General features: G+C 39.5%; 16 protein-coding genes and 1 riboswitch. Of the genes, 6 read left to right on the forward strand and 10 right to left on the reverse strand.

Translation table 11 applies throughout. The features are described from left to right. Nucleotides 1-104: 104 nt before the first annotated feature. Nucleotides 105-995, forward strand: a complete 891-nt coding sequence (locus FFU37_RS08720) for a dienelactone hydrolase family protein (RefSeq protein ID WP_138489300.1) — start codon at nucleotides 105-107, stop codon at nucleotides 993-995. Between the two features lie 68 nt (nucleotides 996-1,063). On the opposite strand, the gene rhlP is transcribed toward FFU37_RS08720, so the two are convergent. Genes rhlP through FFU37_RS08735 form a run of 3 tightly spaced genes read right to left on the reverse strand, consistent with a single transcriptional unit; the run spans nucleotide 1,064 to nucleotide 3,200 of the window. Beyond that, nucleotides 1,064-1,858, reverse strand: a complete 795-nt coding sequence (gene rhlP, locus FFU37_RS08725; protein ID WP_138490022.1) for a rhombotarget lipoprotein — start codon at nucleotides 1,856-1,858, stop codon at nucleotides 1,064-1,066. Nucleotides 1,859-1,906: 48 nt separating this feature from the next. Next, nucleotides 1,907-2,251, reverse strand: a complete 345-nt coding sequence (locus FFU37_RS08730; protein ID WP_138489301.1) for a VOC family protein — start codon at nucleotides 2,249-2,251, stop codon at nucleotides 1,907-1,909. A 13-nt stretch (nucleotides 2,252-2,264) separates the two neighbouring features. Next, nucleotides 2,265-3,200 carry a LysR family transcriptional regulator gene (locus FFU37_RS08735; protein ID WP_138489302.1) on the reverse strand — a complete coding sequence of 312 codons (936 nt, stop codon included), beginning with the start codon at nucleotides 3,198-3,200 and terminating at the stop codon, nucleotides 2,265-2,267. Nucleotides 3,201-3,333: 133 nt separating this feature from the next. Between FFU37_RS08735 and FFU37_RS08740 the strand changes: the two genes are divergently transcribed. Both FFU37_RS08740 and FFU37_RS08745 read left to right on the forward strand, forming a co-directional pair. Further along, nucleotides 3,334-4,359, forward strand: a complete 1,026-nt coding sequence (locus FFU37_RS08740) for a zinc-binding alcohol dehydrogenase family protein (protein WP_138489303.1) — start codon at nucleotides 3,334-3,336, stop codon at nucleotides 4,357-4,359. A gap of 362 nt (nucleotides 4,360-4,721) precedes the next feature. Then, nucleotides 4,722-5,378, forward strand: coding sequence for a nitroreductase family protein (locus FFU37_RS08745; RefSeq protein ID WP_004335410.1), 657 nt, complete (start codon nucleotides 4,722-4,724; stop codon nucleotides 5,376-5,378). Between the two features lie 80 nt (nucleotides 5,379-5,458). Here FFU37_RS08745 and ribB read toward each other — a convergent pair whose 3' ends face one another. The 6 genes from ribB to dapB all read right to left on the reverse strand — a co-directional run bounded on the left by ribB (nucleotide 5,459) and on the right by dapB (nucleotide 13,884). Continuing rightward, nucleotides 5,459-6,112: a 3,4-dihydroxy-2-butanone-4-phosphate synthase gene (ribB, locus tag FFU37_RS08750; protein WP_138490023.1), complete on the reverse strand. Its 654-nt coding sequence runs from the start codon at nucleotides 6,110-6,112 to the stop codon at nucleotides 5,459-5,461. Between the two features lie 245 nt (nucleotides 6,113-6,357). Beyond that, nucleotides 6,358-6,529: riboswitch (FMN riboswitch) on the reverse strand. Nucleotides 6,530-6,605: 76 nt separating this feature from the next. Then, entirely contained in the window at nucleotides 6,606-7,664 is a 1,059-nt protein-coding gene (locus FFU37_RS08755) for a S66 family peptidase (RefSeq protein ID WP_138489304.1), read from the reverse strand. A 158-nt stretch (nucleotides 7,665-7,822) separates the two neighbouring features. Continuing rightward, nucleotides 7,823-8,299, reverse strand: a complete 477-nt coding sequence (gene greA / locus FFU37_RS08760) for a transcription elongation factor GreA (RefSeq protein WP_004335404.1) — start codon at nucleotides 8,297-8,299, stop codon at nucleotides 7,823-7,825. 48 nt (nucleotides 8,300-8,347) lie between these two features. Continuing rightward, nucleotides 8,348-11,566 carry a carbamoyl-phosphate synthase large subunit gene (carB, locus tag FFU37_RS08765; protein WP_039487473.1) on the reverse strand — a complete coding sequence of 1,073 codons (3,219 nt, stop codon included), beginning with the start codon at nucleotides 11,564-11,566 and terminating at the stop codon, nucleotides 8,348-8,350. A gap of 16 nt (nucleotides 11,567-11,582) precedes the next feature. Continuing rightward, a complete protein-coding gene (carA, locus tag FFU37_RS08770; RefSeq protein WP_004335400.1) occupies nucleotides 11,583-12,719 on the reverse strand; it encodes a glutamine-hydrolyzing carbamoyl-phosphate synthase small subunit in 1,137 nt (378 codons plus the stop codon). 361 nt (nucleotides 12,720-13,080) lie between these two features. After that, complete coding sequence (gene dapB / locus FFU37_RS08775) at nucleotides 13,081-13,884, reverse strand: 4-hydroxy-tetrahydrodipicolinate reductase (protein ID WP_004335398.1); 804 nt, start codon at nucleotides 13,882-13,884, stop codon at nucleotides 13,081-13,083. Nucleotides 13,885-14,238: 354 nt separating this feature from the next. Between dapB and FFU37_RS08780 the strand changes: the two genes are divergently transcribed. From FFU37_RS08780 to FFU37_RS08790, 3 genes are all read left to right on the forward strand, one after another. Continuing rightward, a complete protein-coding gene (locus FFU37_RS08780; protein ID WP_004335396.1) occupies nucleotides 14,239-15,552 on the forward strand; it encodes a Na+/H+ antiporter NhaC family protein in 1,314 nt (437 codons plus the stop codon). Between the two features lie 132 nt (nucleotides 15,553-15,684). Further along, nucleotides 15,685-16,473: a nucleoside-binding protein gene (locus FFU37_RS08785; protein ID WP_138489305.1), complete on the forward strand. Its 789-nt coding sequence runs from the start codon at nucleotides 15,685-15,687 to the stop codon at nucleotides 16,471-16,473. A 198-nt stretch (nucleotides 16,474-16,671) separates the two neighbouring features. Beyond that, nucleotides 16,672-17,688, forward strand: coding sequence for an alpha/beta fold hydrolase (locus FFU37_RS08790; RefSeq protein WP_138489306.1), 1,017 nt, complete (start codon nucleotides 16,672-16,674; stop codon nucleotides 17,686-17,688). A 111-nt stretch (nucleotides 17,689-17,799) separates the two neighbouring features. On the opposite strand, the gene FFU37_RS08795 is transcribed toward FFU37_RS08790, so the two are convergent. After that, the gene (locus FFU37_RS08795) at nucleotides 17,800-18,597 is read right to left on the reverse strand and encodes a M48 family metallopeptidase (protein ID WP_138489307.1); all 798 of its coding nucleotides are present in this window, start codon (nucleotides 18,595-18,597) and stop codon (nucleotides 17,800-17,802) included. Nucleotides 18,598-18,604: the final 7 nt, after the last annotated feature.

The following is an 18,604-nucleotide window of genomic DNA, read 5'->3' on the forward strand; positions in this document are numbered from 1 at the left end:
TTGGCAACAATCCTAATAATTGAGAGAAATATTGCTCGTTTTTTATCCCTAATACGTTATGGTATTTAAATAATAAATAGACATAATAAAGTTAAGGAACAGCCATGAATACATCCCCCTCTGATCACATTCCTCAAGAAGCCTTTGATTGGTATGACGAATACGCCCACGGTTTAATGGACCGACGTACTTTTATGAAAAAACTCGGTAGCCTTGCTGCACTTGGCTTTTCGATGGCTGTACTTACATCAGCATTATTACCTAACTATGCACTTGCTGAACAAGTGTCGTTTAATGACGATGATATTAAAGCAACATACGAAGAATTCGATTCGCCAGACGGGCACGGTAAAGGCAAAGGTTACTTAGCAACCCCTAAAAACATAGAAGGTAAGCTCCCTGTTGTTCTTGTGATACACGAAAACCGTGGATTAAACCCATACGTAAAGGATGTAGCAAGACGCTTAGCGAAGGTAGGCTTTATTGCATTTGCACCCGATGCGCTATTTCCACTGGGTGGCTACCCTGGTAATGATGATGAAGGACGCGCTATGCAAAAAACTATGGATCGCGCTAAAATTCAAAACGATTTTGTTGCCGCAGCGCACTTTTTAAAATCACATGCTAACAGTAACGGTAAGTTAGGCGCTGTCGGTTTTTGTTTTGGTGGCTACATTGTTAATTATTTAGCGGCAGTAGATAGTAATTTAATCAGCGCTGGCGTGCCTTTTTACGGCACTCCCGCCAGTGAAAGTTTACGTAAAAATATTAAAGCACCGTTAATGATTCAATTAGGCGAGCTGGATAAACGTGTAAACGCGTCGTGGCCACAGTACGAACAAGATTTAAAAGCTAATAATGTTGAATACACTATGCATATGTATAAAGGGGCAAATCATGGTTTTCATAACGACTCGACAGGTCGCTATGATAAAGACAATGCCGAACTTGCATGGCAACGTACCGTTGAGTTTTTTAATAAAAAGCTAAGTTAACGAATAAAAAATAATGCCACCAGCTCTAAGCCGGTGGCACTATTAAAAATACTTGGTTTTTATTAACTTTAATTTTTTTTGCTACGCATAACTAATAACGACAACAAAACGAGTAAATAAATACTCAAAGAGCCACCGCTACTAGAGCCATCTTTATTTTCGACTTTTGCAATTTTTTCTTCTTTAACACGTGTTTTAAACCTTGATAGCTCTGCATCTAAATTAGTAGTCATATCACTAACTGCTAGATTAAAACCTTCAGCCGACTTTTCAGATAACGTTTCATCAATACCTATTGCTGTTGTTCTTTTTTCAAGTTTACTTATACCTGGTGCTCTAAATAGCATTTTTCTACTTTTAATATCAAAAACAGCTGTATCCACAAAGGTTTGAATTGTATTTTCATTACCTGGAATAACGTACATACCCACTATTGTCCAATAAAGTAAGGCTGCATTATTTTCATACGATTGCGTAACTTGATCATATGAAACCAGTGCCATTACATCTACATCGTAAAGCCTCCCGACTTGCTCGAGTGTTGCAAAACCTTCACCTCCTTTTAAATAGGTACTTGGTATAACTTCAATGCGGTCAATGTAATCATATTGTAGAAATGACTTTTTTACTTTTTCGAGTAACTCGACTTGGTTTTGGGTCTCTAACCCGTCTGGCTGCCAGTTTTTAGACGGTACAAATGCAATTCCGACGGTAACAGGGAGTTTTAAAACAGGTATCTCAGGTTTATAGGTAGAGCGGCTTTGTTGATCAGGATATAAGAAGTCCATTAAGCTACTAGATTGCGTATTTTTACCTGTATTGTTACTCACAAGCGAACTACAAGAAGCAAGTAAGGTCGCCATAAAAATAATTATATATTTATTAAATTTCACATTTATTCCTTTTTATTTTTAATTTAATTCAGTTACGTGCCAAAGCTCACCCGATGGTCCCCATAAGTAAATAACGCTACCCCAAGGTTCTTGTTTTATACCCTCAAAGCGGATATCAAAACCGTTTAGGTTACTAATGAGTTCATATGCTTCATCTATATTTAACACACAAAGTTGCAGCATTAAGTTTTCAGCAAACGTTTTATTATAATAACGCTGTAAAAAGAACGTACATTCGCCAAAGGTACACACACATAAATCATTTGAGGCATCTTCAATCTTAAATCCAAGCGCTTTATAAAAACACTGAGATTGTTCATAATTTTTACAGGGAATAAAAACTCTAATATCATCAACTTGCATAACTCTTCCTTAATTAGCTCAGTACGCTTTTATCAATAATTCCTTTATTTACCAACTGCTGCAAAATAGCTTGGGATTTTGCTCTGCATGCATCACGTAGTAAACGCACCGCTGGGGTTATTGACTGCCTACTTGGGCAAATAAGCCAAAGTTCACCATTAACATGTTGATAATCTTGCATTACAGTAACCACCCTGTCATTGAGTAAATCATCGGCTATATCAAGGGCTGATTTTACAGCCAAGCCTTTACCCGCAACGCACCAGCGCCTTACTAAATCGCCATCGTTTGAGGCGCGCCTGCCGTTCATTTTAACTTTATATTTTGACTCACCATCGGTGAATTCCCACGTATTATTTATAATATCCTGCAACTGATAAAACAAACCTTGATGCGACGCTAAATCATCGGGATGCATGGGAGCCCCGTTTTGTAAGAGATATTCGTCAGTTGCACATAACAAGCGCGGTACGTTACAAATTTTGAATCCATAAACGCTAGCATCATTAGGTGAGCCATAACGAAGCGCTATATCAACTGAGTCACGGTAAAAGTCGATATTACTATCACTTATATGCGTTCTTAAACTTAGCTTTGGATAAGTGTCCATGAGTTCATCAATCCATGGGATCACTAAGTTACGGCCTAAGTCAGATGAAAGGGCAACACGCAGCTCGCCTTCTATTTCGTCGTGTTCACCTTTTAGATTTTGCTTTGCAAGCTCAAGTACAGCTAAAGCCTGCTCACATTGTGGTATGTAGCGCTCCCCAGCAGCCGATAACCTTAAATGACGTGTTGTACGAACAAATAGCTCACTACCAAGGGCTGCCTCAACACGTTTAATAGCAGCGCTTGCTGTGGCTGTACGCATATCTAACTTAGCAGCTGCGAGCGTAATACTTCTAAACTCAGCTACTTTTAAAATAAGTTTTAAATCTTCTATGTTCATATTATCTATTTTTATTTGATAATGATTCAACAATTATGCGGTTTATCTATATTAAAGCAAGGTCTACTATATATCCATCAGCTAGCCAAAGCATGGCTTGCACCTTATATGTAAACAAATTAGGACACTTATTATGAAAGCCATTGGTTATAAAAAACCTCTTCCTGTTTCTAATCCTGAATCGTTAATTGATGTTGAATTACCACAGCCAGTTGCAACAGGTCGTGATTTATTAATTAAAGTTAAAGCTATTGCAGTTAATCCAGCAGATTACAAAGTGCGTGCATCTATGCCCCCTGCTGATGGTGAAATAAAAGTTATTGGTTGGGATGCTGTTGGTGAAGTGGTTGCCATCGGCGATGCTGTAACGGCATTTAAACCGGGCGATGCTGTTTACTACGCAGGTGATATTACCCGCCCAGGTAGTAATGCAGAATTTCAATTAGTGGATGAGCGCATTGTAGGGTTCAAACCACAAAGCTTAAACGATGCTGAAGCTGCTGCATTACCCCTTACTGCAATAACAGCGTACGAATTATTATTTGAGCATTTAAACATTGTAAAACAAGCAGCTGATTCAACAACAAAATCAGACGACGTTATTTTAGTAACAGGTGCCGCAGGCGGCGTTGGTTCTATTTTTATCCAGCTTGCTAAAGCGATTACTGGCGCAACTGTGATTGCCACTGCATCGCGTGAAAGCTCACAAGCATGGGTTAAAAAACTAGGCGCAGATTATGTTGTTGATCATACAAAACCATTACCCGCTCAAATTGATGCATTAAACATTGGCTCGGTAACACATGTAGCAAGTCTGCACAGTACTGATACTTATTTTGAAGCGTATACAGAGGTACTTGCACCCTTTGGTAAAATTGCAATGATTGACGATCCTGAGTCATTAGATGTGAGTAAATTAAAAATGAAGAGCTTATCGCTACATTGGGAATTTATGTTTGCCCGCTCAATGTTTAATGCCAAAGATTTAATTGAGCAAAGCAAGTTACTAAATCATGTTGCTGAGTTAATTGATCTGGGCCATATTCAAACAACGATTGGTAAAAATTTAGGCATTATAAATGCGGCTAACCTGCGTATTGCACACGCAGAACTTGAAGAAGGTCGCTCTATTGGCAAAATAGTGTTGGAAGGTTTTTAATTCCATAAATACTAAATACGCGCTGCCTGAATTAATTGAAGGCACCAATGTAATTGGTGTCTTCAGCCAATATTTCGGGGTGGCTATGGCTGTATTTATATTTATTAAAGAAACTATTACCTAATAATATTTGATAATGATTCAACCATATACCTGTTTATCATATTGTAATAACCCACTACTATCCGTACCTAGCTATATTGATAGGCCTTACTTTACGTAGATATCAATTGAATTAAATAAGTAGAGTGATTTAAAAACACGATATTATTTTTGTAATAAATTTTTAAAAGGGTTTGTTTTTACTAAAACTGACTCAACATAGTAAATACTGGTAAAACACCTACTCAATGGAGAAACTAATGACTCACCCTATTATTAATGACTTAGAAAAGCGTTACACAGCAAAACGTTACGATGCAACGAAACGTGTATCTCAAGACGATTTAGCCGTTATTTACGAAGCTATGCGCCTATCTCCATCATCTATTAACTCGCAGCCTTGGAAATTCATCGTAATTGAATCAGATGAAGCTAAAGAGCGTATGCATAGTACATTTGCTAATAAATTTGCGTTTAACCAGCCACATATTAAAACAGCTTCGCATATAATATTATTCGCTCACAATCCTAAATATACCCGCGATGACTACGCACAAGTTATTGATGCAGATATTAAAAATGGCCGTACTAAAGCAGAAAATCGCGAACAAGCTTTTGGTGCTTATGCGTTTGTTGATATGAATACTGATGAGCAAGGCGTTAATGAAGAGTGGACTAAAGCACAAACTTACATTGCACTGGGTAACACTATGCATGCCGCTGCACGTTTAGGCATTGATTCAACCCCAATGGAAGGCGTAGATGCCGAGCTGATTGGCGAAGTCTTTGAAAAAGAACTTGATGGTTACGTATGCGACGTGGCATTAGTACTTGGCTATCATGATAGCGCTGAAGATTATAATGCTAAATTACCTAAATCTCGCTTAGCAAAAGAGCAAGTTATTCAGGTTTTATAAGTAATACGTTATAAACTTAAATGATAACAATATTAAAAAACCACTTATTTAAATAAGTGGTTTTTTTGCTTTAAAGCAGTTTAACTTACTTTGCGCTGTGCAGCCTGAATGTATTGCACTAAATCTTCAATAGAAACAACGGCCATACTATGTTTATTAGCATAATCACTCACCTCAGGTAAGCGCGCCATTGAACCATCTGGATTTGTTAGTTCGCAAATTACGCCAAATGGTTTTAAGCCGGCTAGTTGCATTAAATCAACGGATGCTTCGGTATGACCACGACGAACTAATACGCCACCCGTTTGTGCTTTTAAACCAAATACATGCCCTGGGCGCGATAAATCACTTGGTTTTGCATTATCCGCTGTCGCTGCTTTTATAGTAGTTACTCTATCAGCAGCAGACACACCTGTTGTTACGCCATGCTTAGCTTCAATAGTGACTGTATAAGCGGTGTTATTTTGACTCGTATTGTTAGCTACCATTTGCGGTAAGTCGAGCTGTTTAATGCGTTCCTCCCCCATGCATAAGCAAACAATGCCGCTGCCTTCGCGGATCATTTCGGCCATTTGAGAAGTCGTTAAATGCTCAGCTGAAAAAACAAAGTCGCCTTCATTTTCACGGTTTTCATCATCAACAACAAGTACGCCTTGGCCTTGCTGTAGTGCAGTGATTGCGCTTTGTACGCGGGTATGGCTTTCGCCGAATTGAGTAAGTAGAGACTGAATCATCATTATATTCCAAATAAAAATAATAGATTCAGGACTGTGAAAGGATCAGTAATACATCACTTAAATTTAAAGCGATCACTACCAAAACAGCTTAAATAAAATAACAAAAAGCACGCAGCAAAATGCAGCGCACACTGTTATACCAATAACATTAAATTAGTGACTAATTATAGCGCAAAGAAAATAGCTCACTTAACGCGATACAAGGATCATGTCTTTAATAAAATTGGTTTTAGTATAATAAGCCATATTCTCTTTCATCCGGACTGTAACCGTCGGCTCTGGCATCTCACCAGATCTGCTTGACCTTTACTTAACCTAAAATAAGTTAAATAAAGCGCTCGCGGGCTCGTTTAAGTCATAAAAAACATTAAACATACCGCCGGTGGGGAATTTCACCCCGCCCTGAGAATTTACAGTAAGCATTAGCACTTACTGTAGGCATATTATACGCTTGTATTTATTTGTTTTTCAAAACTAAATACAATAAAAACTACGATAGTTGAATATTTAATGATGCGCGATCTACTATACCTTCGTTTATATCAGCAACTAGCGTACAGGTAGCACCATTGACCAAATTTAAGTTAGGTTGAACGTGCCCTATATCCGCATCAAAAATTACAGGAAATAAACACCCACCTAGCGCTACATCTAACGCATGGCGATAATCAAAGGCATCGTAATGACCTTGTGTTATTTCACTTCGCCCTAAAACCAAGCCATTGATATCATCAAATATACCGGCTAATTTTAATGACAGTAAAAATCGTGCAACGGTTGTTGGTGTAAGTTCTGAGTTTTCGAGGTATAAAATAAGCCCTTCGGGCGCACTGTCCTTTTTAAACTCATGCAGCGCTAAAAATGGCGAGTCGAGCAATAAACCTACGGTATCTAAACACCCACCAAATAACCGACCAGACATTTCTATGGTACGTTTATCTGTGTAGTTTAAACATTGCCAGTTTGTAGGCTCACTCGGGCTGAGTAATTCGTTCGGATTTTGCGCGTAATTAGGCTTATTTTTTTGGTATAAAGAAGAAGGACCTTGCTCAAATTTACTACCGGCTTCGTAGGTCAGAGTTTCAAATATTTGTAAGCTATACGGATTTTTTTCATCTGGGTGTAACTGCATAAGATTGGCGCTGTGTAGGGTTGCCCATTGGCACTTAGCAGTGAGTGCACATGCAATAGTACTCACATCAGAAAAACCAACTAACCACTTAGGCTTTGCTTCTTTAATGGCGTTAAAATCAAGTAGTGGCAGTATTTCCATTGCCAGCTCTCCACCCATTGGCGGCATAATCGCATCTATTTCATCATCTAATAAAAAACCCATTAGCTGCTTAGCATGCGCTTTAGCATTAAGCTGTTCACGTGGTTTGTTTTGACGTAAAAACTCGCCTTCAACAACATCATACCCTCGTTGTTGTAGTCCATTTATAACTATATCTAATCGTCCGTGATACTTTTCTTTTAGCCCAGATGAAAGCGAGCAAATAGCAATTTTAGAGCCTACTTTTAAAGGCGCTGGGTAAAGTATATTAGCCATTGAGTGTTCCTTTTAATGAAGTGATTATGTACCTATATCATCATGCTCACTCTTTATGCAATATGAACACCCTTATCAGTATAGTGATTTATTTAGGGCATAAAAAAACCGATGTAAATACATCGGTTTTTATTTAAAACGTTAAAGTGAGTTATGCGTTAAAGATACTCAACTTCAATGATTTCGTACTCAACGATACCTTTTGGCGTTTGGATAGACACTGCATCGTCTACTTGTTTACCAATTAAGCCACGTGCAATCGGTGAATTAACAGAAATTAAGTTGTTTTTAATATCTGCTTCATCATCGCCTACAATACGGTATTTTACTTCAGCATCCGTATCTACATTTACTATAGTTACTGTGGTACCAAAAATAACTTTGCCCGTATTTGGCATTTTAGTTACGTCGATTATCTGAACATTTGAAAGTTTAGCTTCAATTTCTTGAATACGACCTTCACAAAAACCCTGTTGCTCACGTGCAGCGTGGTACTCAGCGTTTTCTTTTAAGTCACCGTGTTCACGCGCAACAGCAATGTCGGCGATAATTTTTGGACGGGTAACTGTTTTTAATTCGTTAAGCTCTTTGCGCAGTAAATCTGCGCCACGAACTGTCATCGGAATTGATTGCATACTTTTCTCACTTAACACCAAGGCCCTAGTTGGCCTTGGCACATTTCCTTAGTTCAATCGCAGGTGTAGCTCTTGAACTGACGTTACTTTACTACGGTCATCTGCTTTGTTAGCAGTACAGTTAGCAAAAGCCGCGTTCAAGGTTGTCGTATAGTTGGTTTTATTTTGCAATGCACCACGACGTAACACCTTCGAATCTTCGATCGCTTGGCGACCTTCGGTGGTATTAACGATATAGCTGTACTCTTTATTCTTGATATAATCAAGAATATGCGGGCGGCCTTCATATACTTTGTTTACACGTCGTACTTCAATGCCAGCTTCTTCAAGAGCTTGTGCCGTGCCACCCGTTGCGTCAAGTTCAAAACCTAAGTCGGTCATAATCTTGGCTAATTCAACAATGCGTGGCTTATCGCTATTACGAACAGATAATAACGCGCGGCCACCGCGTGGTAAAGTGTTGCTTGCACCTAATTGTGCTTTTGCGAATGCTTCGGCGAAAGTATCACCAACACCCATCACTTCACCCGTTGAGCGCATCTCAGGGCCACGAATTGGATCCACACCCTGAAACTTAGCAAATGGTAAAACAACTTCTTTAACGCTGTAATAAGGAGGGATCACTTCTTTAGTGATACCTTGGCTTGCCAAAGACTGACCCGCCATACAACGAGCCGCCACTTTTGCAAGCGCTACACCGGTTGCTTTTGATACAAACGGTACAGTACGAGCGGCACGCGGGTTAACCTCAATTAAGTACACTTTGCCATCTTTTACAGCAAACTGTGTATTCATTAAGCCAACAACACCAAGCTCAAGCGCCATATCGGTTACTTGCTTGCGCATTACATCTTGCACTTCTTGCGATAAAGAATGTGCTGGTAATGAACATGCTGAGTCACCAGAGTGAACACCGGCTTGCTCAATGTGCTCCATGATACCGCCAATAATTACTTGCTCGCCGTCGCAAATTGCGTCAACGTCAACTTCAATTGCGTTATCTAAGAAACGGTCCAGTAATACAGGTGCTTCGTTTGATGCAGATACAGCTTCGGTCATGTAGCGACGTAAATCGTCTTCATCGTATACAATTTCCATTGCACGACCACCTAGTACATACGACGGACGTACAACGAGTGGAAAACCAATTTCGACTGATTTAAGTAGTGCTTCTTCAGTTGAAGTTACTGTTGCATTTTCTGGCTGAAGTAAATTTAAACGCTCTACAAGTTGTTGGAAACGTTCGCGGTCTTCTGCACGGTCAATCGCATCAGGTGAAGTACCAATTACTGGAACACCATTCGCTTCAAGCTCACGTGCTAATTTAAGTGGTGTTTGACCACCGTACTGCACAATAACGCCTTTTGGCTTTTCAACACGTACGATTTCGAGTACGTCTTCAAGTGTAATTGGCTCAAAGTATAGTCTATCAGATGTATCGTAATCGGTAGAAACCGTTTCAGGGTTACAGTTAACCATAATGGTTTCATAGCCGTCTTCGCGAAGCGCAAGCGAGGCATGTACACAACAGTAATCAAATTCAATACCTTGGCCGATACGGTTAGGACCGCCACCAATAACCATGATTTTGTCTTTATCTGTTGGGTTTGCTTCACACTCTTCATCGTAAGATGAGTACATGTAAGCTGTGTCTGAGCTAAATTCTGCAGCGCACGTATCAACACGTTTGTATACTGGCACGATGTTTAATAGGTGACGTTTTTTACGAATTTCAGCTTCAGATACACCAGCAATTTCAGCTATACGTGGGTCTGCGAAACCTTTGCGTTTAAGTTTACGTAGGAAGTCAGCATTTAAACCAGCCATACCTACTTCACCAATTTTTGCTTCGTCTTTTAAAATATCTTCTATTTGTACTAAGAACCAGCGATTAACTTTAGTCAGCTCATAAACATCATCAACGCTCATACCATGGCGCATTGCATCGGCAATGTACCAGATACGCTCAGCACCAGGCTCGCGTAATTCGCGGATGATTTTTTCTTTAGCTTTAGGGTCATCAAGTGCAACTATTGGGTTAAAACCTGTTGCGCCCACTTCAAGACCACGTAATGCTTTGTGTAATGATTCTTGTTGGTTACGACCAATCGCCATTACTTCGCCAACTGATTTCATTTGCGTAGTTAAGCGGTCGTTAGCACCGGCAAATTTTTCAAAGTTAAAGCGAGGAATTTTTGTTACAACGTAATCGATTGAAGGCTCAAAAGATGCTGGAGTTTTACCGCCAGTAATATCGTTTTGAAGCTCGTCAAGCGTATAACCTACTGCTAGCTTTGCAGCAATTTTAGCAATTGGGAAACCCGTTGCTTTTGATGCAAGTGCAGATGAACGTGATACACGTGGGTTCATCTCAATGATAACCATACGGCCATCTTCAGGATTAATACCAAACTGCACGTTAGAACCGCCAGTTTCTACACCAATTTCACGTAATACCGCCATAGAGGCGTTACGCATAATTTGGTATTCTTTGTCGGTTAGCGTTTGCGCTGGTGCAACGGTGATTGAATCGCCAGTGTGAACACCCATAGGGTCAAAGTTTTCAATGGTACAAACAATAATACAGTTATCGTTTTTATCACGTACAACTTCTGTTTCGTACTCTTTCCAACCAATCAGTGATTCATCAATCAATAATTCGTTTGTTGGCGATAAGTCTAAACCACGTTCACAAATTTCTTCAAACTCTTCCATGTTGTAAGCAACACCGCCACCGGTGCCACCCATGGTGAAAGAAGGACGAATGATACATGGTAAGCCAATTCGGCTCATTGTATCTTTAGCTTCTTCCATTGAGTGAGCAATTTCAGCACGAGGACATTCAAGGCCAATGTTTTTCATTGCTACGTCAAAGCGTTCACGGTTTTCTGCTTTGTCGATTGCATCCGCCGTTGCACCAATTAGCTCAACGCCATGCTTAGCCAATACACCATGCTTGTCTAAATCAAGTGCACAGTTTAATGCTGTTTGACCACCCATTGTAGGCAATACTGCATCTGGCTTTTCTTTTTCAATAATTTTTTCTACCACTTCCCAGTGAATTGGTTCGATGTAGGTAGCATCGGCCATTTCAGGATCGGTCATGATAGTTGCAGGGTTTGAGTTAACTAATATAACTCTATAGCCTTCTTCTCTAAGTGCTTTACACGCTTGAGCACCAGAGTAGTCAAATTCACAAGCTTGACCAATTACAATTGGGCCTGCGCCTAAGATAAGAATGCTTTTTATGTCGGTACGTTTTGGCATTATTACTCCAGTTAAATTAGTGTTTACGCGCTTGCATCAAATCGATGAAGTGGTCAAATAATGGTGCTGCATCGTGTGGACCTGGACTTGCTTCAGGGTGACCCTGGAAGCTAAACGCAGGCTTATCAGTACGATGAATACCTTGAAGCGTTCCATCAAATAACGATTTATGCGTGGCACGAAGCGTACTTGGTAGGCTTGATTCTTGAGCTGCAAAACCATGGTTTTGAGCTGTGATCATAACTACATTACGGTCTAGGTCTTTAACTGGGTGGTTACCACCGTGGTGGCCAAATTTCATTTTTTCTGTTTTAGCACCTGAAGCAAGGGCTAATAACTGATGACCTAAACAGATACCAAAAATAGGTGTGTCGGTTTCTAAAAAGGCTTGAATGGCTTCAATAGCGTAAGTACATGGCTCAGGATCACCAGGGCCATTAGATAGGAAGATACCATCAGGGTTTAAAGCAAGTACGTCAGCGGCAGAAGTTTGCGCTGGTACTACTGTAAGTTTACAACCACGGTCTACAAGCATACGTAAAATATTACGTTTTACACCGAAGTCGTAGGCAACAACATGAAACTTTTCATCAGCAGCGTCAAGGGTTTTAAATCCTTCACCTAATGTCCAGCTTGATTCGCGCCACTCAAAATTTTCCTTGGTTGAGACAACTTTTGCTAAATCCATACCTTTTAAACCTGGGAAGGCTTGCGCGGCTTGTAACGCTTTATTTTCGTCTAGCTCGTCACCGGCAACAATACACCCGTTTTGTGCGCCTTTGTCACGCAAAATTCGAGTTAGCTTTCTGGTGTCGATGTCCGCAATACCTAAAATATTACGTTCTTTTAAGTAATCATCTAACGATTGCTCGTTACGAAAGTTACTTGCTAGCAGTGGCAAATCACGGATCACTAGGCCTTTAGCCCAAATTTGATTCGCTTCTTCGTCTTCGCTGTTGGTACCCGTATTACCGATATGTGGGTACGTCAAAGTTACGATTTGTTCCGCGTATGATGGATCAGTCAAAATTTCTTGATAACCAGTCATAGACGTATTGAATACCACTTCACCGACTGACATGCCGTCAGCGCCGATTGCAGTACCGCGAAACACTGTGCCGTCTTCTAGGACTAACAGAGCGGATTTAGTCAAGTTAAACCTCCTAACAGTAAAAAACGGGAGTAAGCAATTGCTTAACACCCCGCCAATACCCAGAGGGATCGTCAAAACCAGATTTTTGTGAGCTTAAATTGTTTTACGCAGTCTTAAATGATGCAGATGTAAAGCATTCAACCTTCAATCATTTTTCTTGCCTAAAACTATTTTCATTCCCACTGAAACCCTGGATTTACTAGCCACTTGGGTATAATTGGAAACACGCATTTAGTAATTTTTGGCAAATTGGCTGCATATTACATGAAGTTGCTATTTAGGTCTAACATTATTTGGTTAATTGTTACAAATAAGTCACTGTAGGTGAAATTAGACCCAAACAGTTAAAATAGTAACTAAACTACTTAAGATCTAGCACATCTTGCATATCATAAAGTCCAGCAGGTTTGTTTTTTAACCAGCTTGCAGCCCTTATAGCACCTAGAGCGAACGTCATTCTCGAACTTGCTTTATGTGTTAATTCAAGCCTTTCGCCCATTGTAGCGAAGTATGCGGTATGTTCACCTACTATATCGCCCCCTCTTAGGACAGAATAACCAATCTCATTTTGAGATTTCGCTGTTTCTACTTGGCTTCGGTCATATACCGCAACCTCGTCGTGATCCCAGCCTTTCGCTTGCGCGATTGACTCACCTATTGCCAGTGCAGTACCCGATGGTGCATCTATTTTATGACGGTGATGCGCTTCAAATATTTCGATATCTAAATCGTCACCAAATTTAGTCGCTGCAGTTTGCACAAGGTTAAGTAATACATTGACACCTACGCTGTAATTTCGCGCAAATACAATAGGGATATGTTTAGCGGCATCGTGTAATAGCGCCATATCATCATTTGTTAAGCCTGTTGTGCCAATTACCATAGGAATTTTTTGTGCAACAGCTGTTTTTAAATGGTTTTTCATACCCGCTGGCAGCGTAAAGTCGATTAAAACATCTACATCATCTATTGTACTTTCGTCGCTAAAGCTAACACTGTTATCGGCTGCGCTATTTACTTGATTTACATTAATGCCCAATAGCGATGAACCACTACGAACATATGCGCCTGTAAGTTGTGTTTGCTCTTTAATTGTCGCGGCTTCTAATAGGGCTAAGCCCATTCTGCCGTTAGCACCAAAAACACCTATTCGATTTGTAGTCATGGTTTTTACCTAATTTAATTTGAATCCGTTTATTAGCCATATATCCGGGCATTACAAAATACGCAGGTGGGTATTTTTATGCAGTTGGATAAATATTAATCGCTGAAAATCGCGTTGCTTTATAGATATTATCTAAAAGTCATGCAATAGTCAGGTGACCTTTTAATTTAATAATAATAACAATACCAGTTTACTTTAGCCATCTATACATTTAAACTTCTCTTTCGCGTCGATTTGGTCTTTGGCTTGCGGACGCTGCGGCTAACAACTTTTTAAAATAAAAAGTTGTACTGCTAAATTCAGCTAAAAGAGGAGTTTTGGCTGTGATAAATTTTACTGGTTATGAGGATTATGATGCAGCCATCATTTAATAAAAATAAAGCAATACTTTCTTTACTTCCCCTACTTACCTTTGTAGCGCTATTTTTAGGCTCCGGTTTGTATTTGCAATCGCAAGGGGTTGATTATGCTTTTTACCAACTACCTGCACCTGTTGCTATATTGCCCGCCATCATGCTTGCGTTTATTTTAAATAAAGGCACGGTAAACCAATGTGTAGAGACCTTTATTAAAGGTGCCGGACACAACAATATTATTACCATGTGTTTAATCTACTTACTTGCAGGTGCTTTTTCGGCTGTGGCAAGTGCAACCGGTGGTGTAGATGCGGTAGTAAATGCAGGCTTATCGCTTATCCCACCTTCGTTATTGCTCCCTGGTTTGTTTTTAATTGCGGCCGTTGTTTCTACTGCAATGGGAACGTCAATGGGAACAATTGGCGCCATTGGCCCTATCGCTTATGCGGTATCAATTAAAACAGGTATAGACCCAGCATTAATGGCAGGTACGATTGTATCTGGCGCTATGTTTGGCGATAACTTATCTATTATTTCAGACACCACTATTGCAGCTACGCGCACGCAGGGCTGTGAAATGAAAGACAAGTTTAAAGAAAATCTTAAAATTGCAGTCCCTGCAGCCATTCTAACAATCGCCCTGTTGTTTTATTTAACACCTGCTGCACAAGTAGTTGAAACTAAAGACTATGATATTTGGTTAGTACTTCCTTATGCCTTTATTTTAGTGTTAGCAGTTGCTGGCTTGAACGTATTTGTAGTGTTGTTTAGCGGTATTATTTTTGCCGCATTAATGGGCTTTACAGGAAGTTACGAAGGCGCAAGCTTTGTAAAAGACATTTACAAAGGCTTTACTGATATGCAGGAAATATTTTTACTTTCTATGTTTATTGGTGGCTTATCTGAATTTATTCGTATTAACGGTGGTCTTGATTACATTGCTCAAAAAATTCAAGCGATTACTAAAATCATTGCAAAATGGCACCGTAAAGTGGCAGACCAATTAGGTATCGCTGCGTTAGTTTTAACAAGTAATGTATGTATTGCTAATAACACAGTGTCTATTATTGTGGCCGGTCCTATTGCTAAAAAGCTAGCAGATGACGGTGAAATAAGCGGTAAACGCTCTGCCAGTTTACTTGATATATTTGCCTGTGTTACACAGGGTTCATTGCCATACGGTGCCCAAGCATTGTTATTAGGTGCTACGTTTAAAATTAGCCCGTGGGAAGTATCAACGTCTTCTTATTACTGCTTTATTTTAGCATTTACAGCCATTGCAGTTATTTGCTTACGCCGTAATAAAGCATAATTTAAACACCGATACTATGTTGCAGCTTAATAAGTAAGCTGCAACATATGTTAAAATAACACTCTACATATCAATCACTTTTGCTATAATGCGCGCCTTCGCGTGTCACTAAAATTATAGTTAAATACAGATATGAAATTTAAAAAATTACTTCCTCTCGTTACTTTTACATCAATTGCTTTATCGTCTTCTGCTTTTGCGGCTAATTGGAGCAGCACAGCACTACATATTAATAATGGCGACCAAAAAAACCCATTCACTGAGCAAGAGTCAAACACAACTGTTTACTCGGTTCAACATGCATCGGGTTACGATTACGGCGATAACTTCTTTTTTATCGATTACAGTAAAGACGATACCGATGATGGTTACCAAGATGCTGATTTTTATGGTGAGTGGTATTCAACGGTAAGCTTATCGGCCATTAACGGCGAAAAAATTGGCGCAGGCGCATTATTAGATGTGGGCCTTACCGGTGGTATTAACGTTGCTGGCGACGCTAAAGTAATGAAATACTTGCCTGGTGTTAAATTAAGCTGGGATGTACCTGGGTTTAACTTTTTTCAAACGCTGTTCACAGCTTACATTGACGATAGTGAAGGTGTAGCAAAAGGCGGGGCTCCTATTGAAACAAATAGCTGGATGCTTGATGTTGCCTTTGAATACCCTTTTAATATTGGCTCACAAAAATTTAGCTTTAAAGGCCACGCTGAATACATTGCAGAGCGTGAAGATGAATTTGGTAACGATGTAGAGGCGTGGATACTCGCACAGCCTATTTTAGTATGGGATATGGGCCACGCTCTTCAAATGAAAGAGAACACACTACTGTTGGGTATGGAATTACAATACTGGCACAATAAACTAGGTACTGAAGTCACTGAGTCAGTGCCACAAATCCATATTGAGTGGACGTTTTAAGCTTTAACGATACTCGTTTTACCCTACATTAATAAGCGAAGCTCTATTTTAGCTTCGCTTTTTTCATCTCCAAATTAAACAACGTTGAGCATGACAAAGCCTCAATTGAATAGTACTTAATGTTTGGTTACTATAATGAATTATTCTGAGTTTTATATATTAGAGCTCATATTATTTGTCCTTAATTGGAGTAACCAAATGTCGTCGATTAAAGTTATTTGCTTTTCTACTTTATTGTTATTAACAAACAATGCATTAGCGAGCACAACGCAAGATACCTCTTCACTTTCTTATGATGCACTTTTAAGCAGTTACCAGTACGATTTTAAAGTAAATTACTTTAACATTGAGTCACAAAAACAATCTCTTAAAATGGCCTATATTTACTTAAAGCCTACCAAATCCGACATGCCTACAGTGACGCTTATGCACGGCAAAAATTTTAATGCAGATTACTGGACTACCACTGCGCAATACTTGCAATCTTTAGGCTACGGCGTATTAATTCCTGATCAAATTGGTTTTGGAAAATCATCTAAACCAACTAATTACCAGTATTCATTTGCGGCTCTTGCTCATCATACCCATGCGTTAATGGACTCACTTAATATAGAAGAGTCAATTGTATTAGGGCACTCTATGGGTGGGATGCTAGCGAGTCGTTTTGCATTAATGTACCCAAACACAACAAGTAAATTAATTTTACTTAACCCTATTGGGCTTGAAAACTATCTGCAGTATGTTGATTACAAAGATACAAATTTTTTCTATAAAAACGAGCTTTCAAAAACGCCAGAAGGCGTAAGAAAATACCAACAAAAAAATTACTACGATGGTAAGTGGAATGCCACATATTCAGCCTTAACCGACTTTATAACAGGGCAAATACAAGGCCCAGATAAAGAACAAATGGCATGGGTAAATGCAAAAACATACGATATGATTTTCACTCAACCTGTAATAACCGAATTTAAAGATTTAGCAGTACCGGTTAAATTAATTATTGGTACACGCGATAGAACCGGCCCTGGCCGTAACTGGAAAAAAGACGGTGTTGATTACGAGCTTGGTCGATATGATAAATTAGGCAAACACGCTGCAACACTTATACCTGACGCACAATTATTTGAACTGGATAATTTAGGGCATCTGCCGCACATTGAAGATTTCGAACGCTTTAAAAATGTATTTAAACAAGCACTTGCTGCTGAATAACCACGCTTAAGAACTAAAATAAAACCCCTGTAGGTAAAATACTTACAGGGGTTTTATTTTAATTACGCATTAATACTAAACGCACACTACTTCAAATAGTAAAGCGCTTAACTACAGTGTGCATTGTGGGTTTTTACCCTGTGCTTTAGCAGTGCTTTGCTCGCTAAGTGCTTTACTCATTTGCGCTTGTAGATTTTTAATACGGTTACTTGGCGCTGGGTGAGTAGATAAAAACTCAGGGGTTGTACCGCTGCCCGCTGCACTCATATTTTCCCAAAGTGTAACCGACTCTTGTGGATTAAAACCCGCCTGTGCCATTAAATCCAGACCTATAGTATCGGCTTCTGATTCGTGAGAGCGGCTAAATGGTAAAACGACTCCATATTGTGCGCCCAAACCTAAGCCTTGCATAATTTCGTTACGGTATTGAATATTACCCATTTCAAGTGCAGCACTACCAAGCTGCATACCGGTATCTAAAATAGAGCTTTGTGAAACACGCTCATTAGAATGCTCAGCAATTACGTGCCCTACTTCGTGCCCTAGTACTGTTGCTAGTTGGTCTTGATTGGTGGCTATTTTTAATAAGCCCGTATGAACCCCAATGTAACCACCAGGTAGTGCAAAAGCGTTAGCAGATTCATCTTCAAATACCACTACTTCCCAATTTTGCGACGCGTATTCTTTTGGTAATACAGCGACTACTTTTTCAGCAATGCAATTTACATATGCATTTGTTTTTGCATCTTTATTAATTGGTTGGCTTTTTTTCATATCTGCAAAGCTAGCTGTACCCATTTCACTCATTTGTTGATCTGAGTAAAGCGCTATTTGAGTACGTCCTGTTGGTGACGTTTTACAACCGGCTAAAACGGCTGTCGCTAATACTGCAAGTACTAGTTTTTTCATGATAATT

It is taken from the genome of Pseudoalteromonas distincta (assembly GCF_005877035.1).
GTDB classification, from domain to species: Bacteria; Pseudomonadota; Gammaproteobacteria; order Enterobacterales; family Alteromonadaceae; genus Pseudoalteromonas; species Pseudoalteromonas distincta.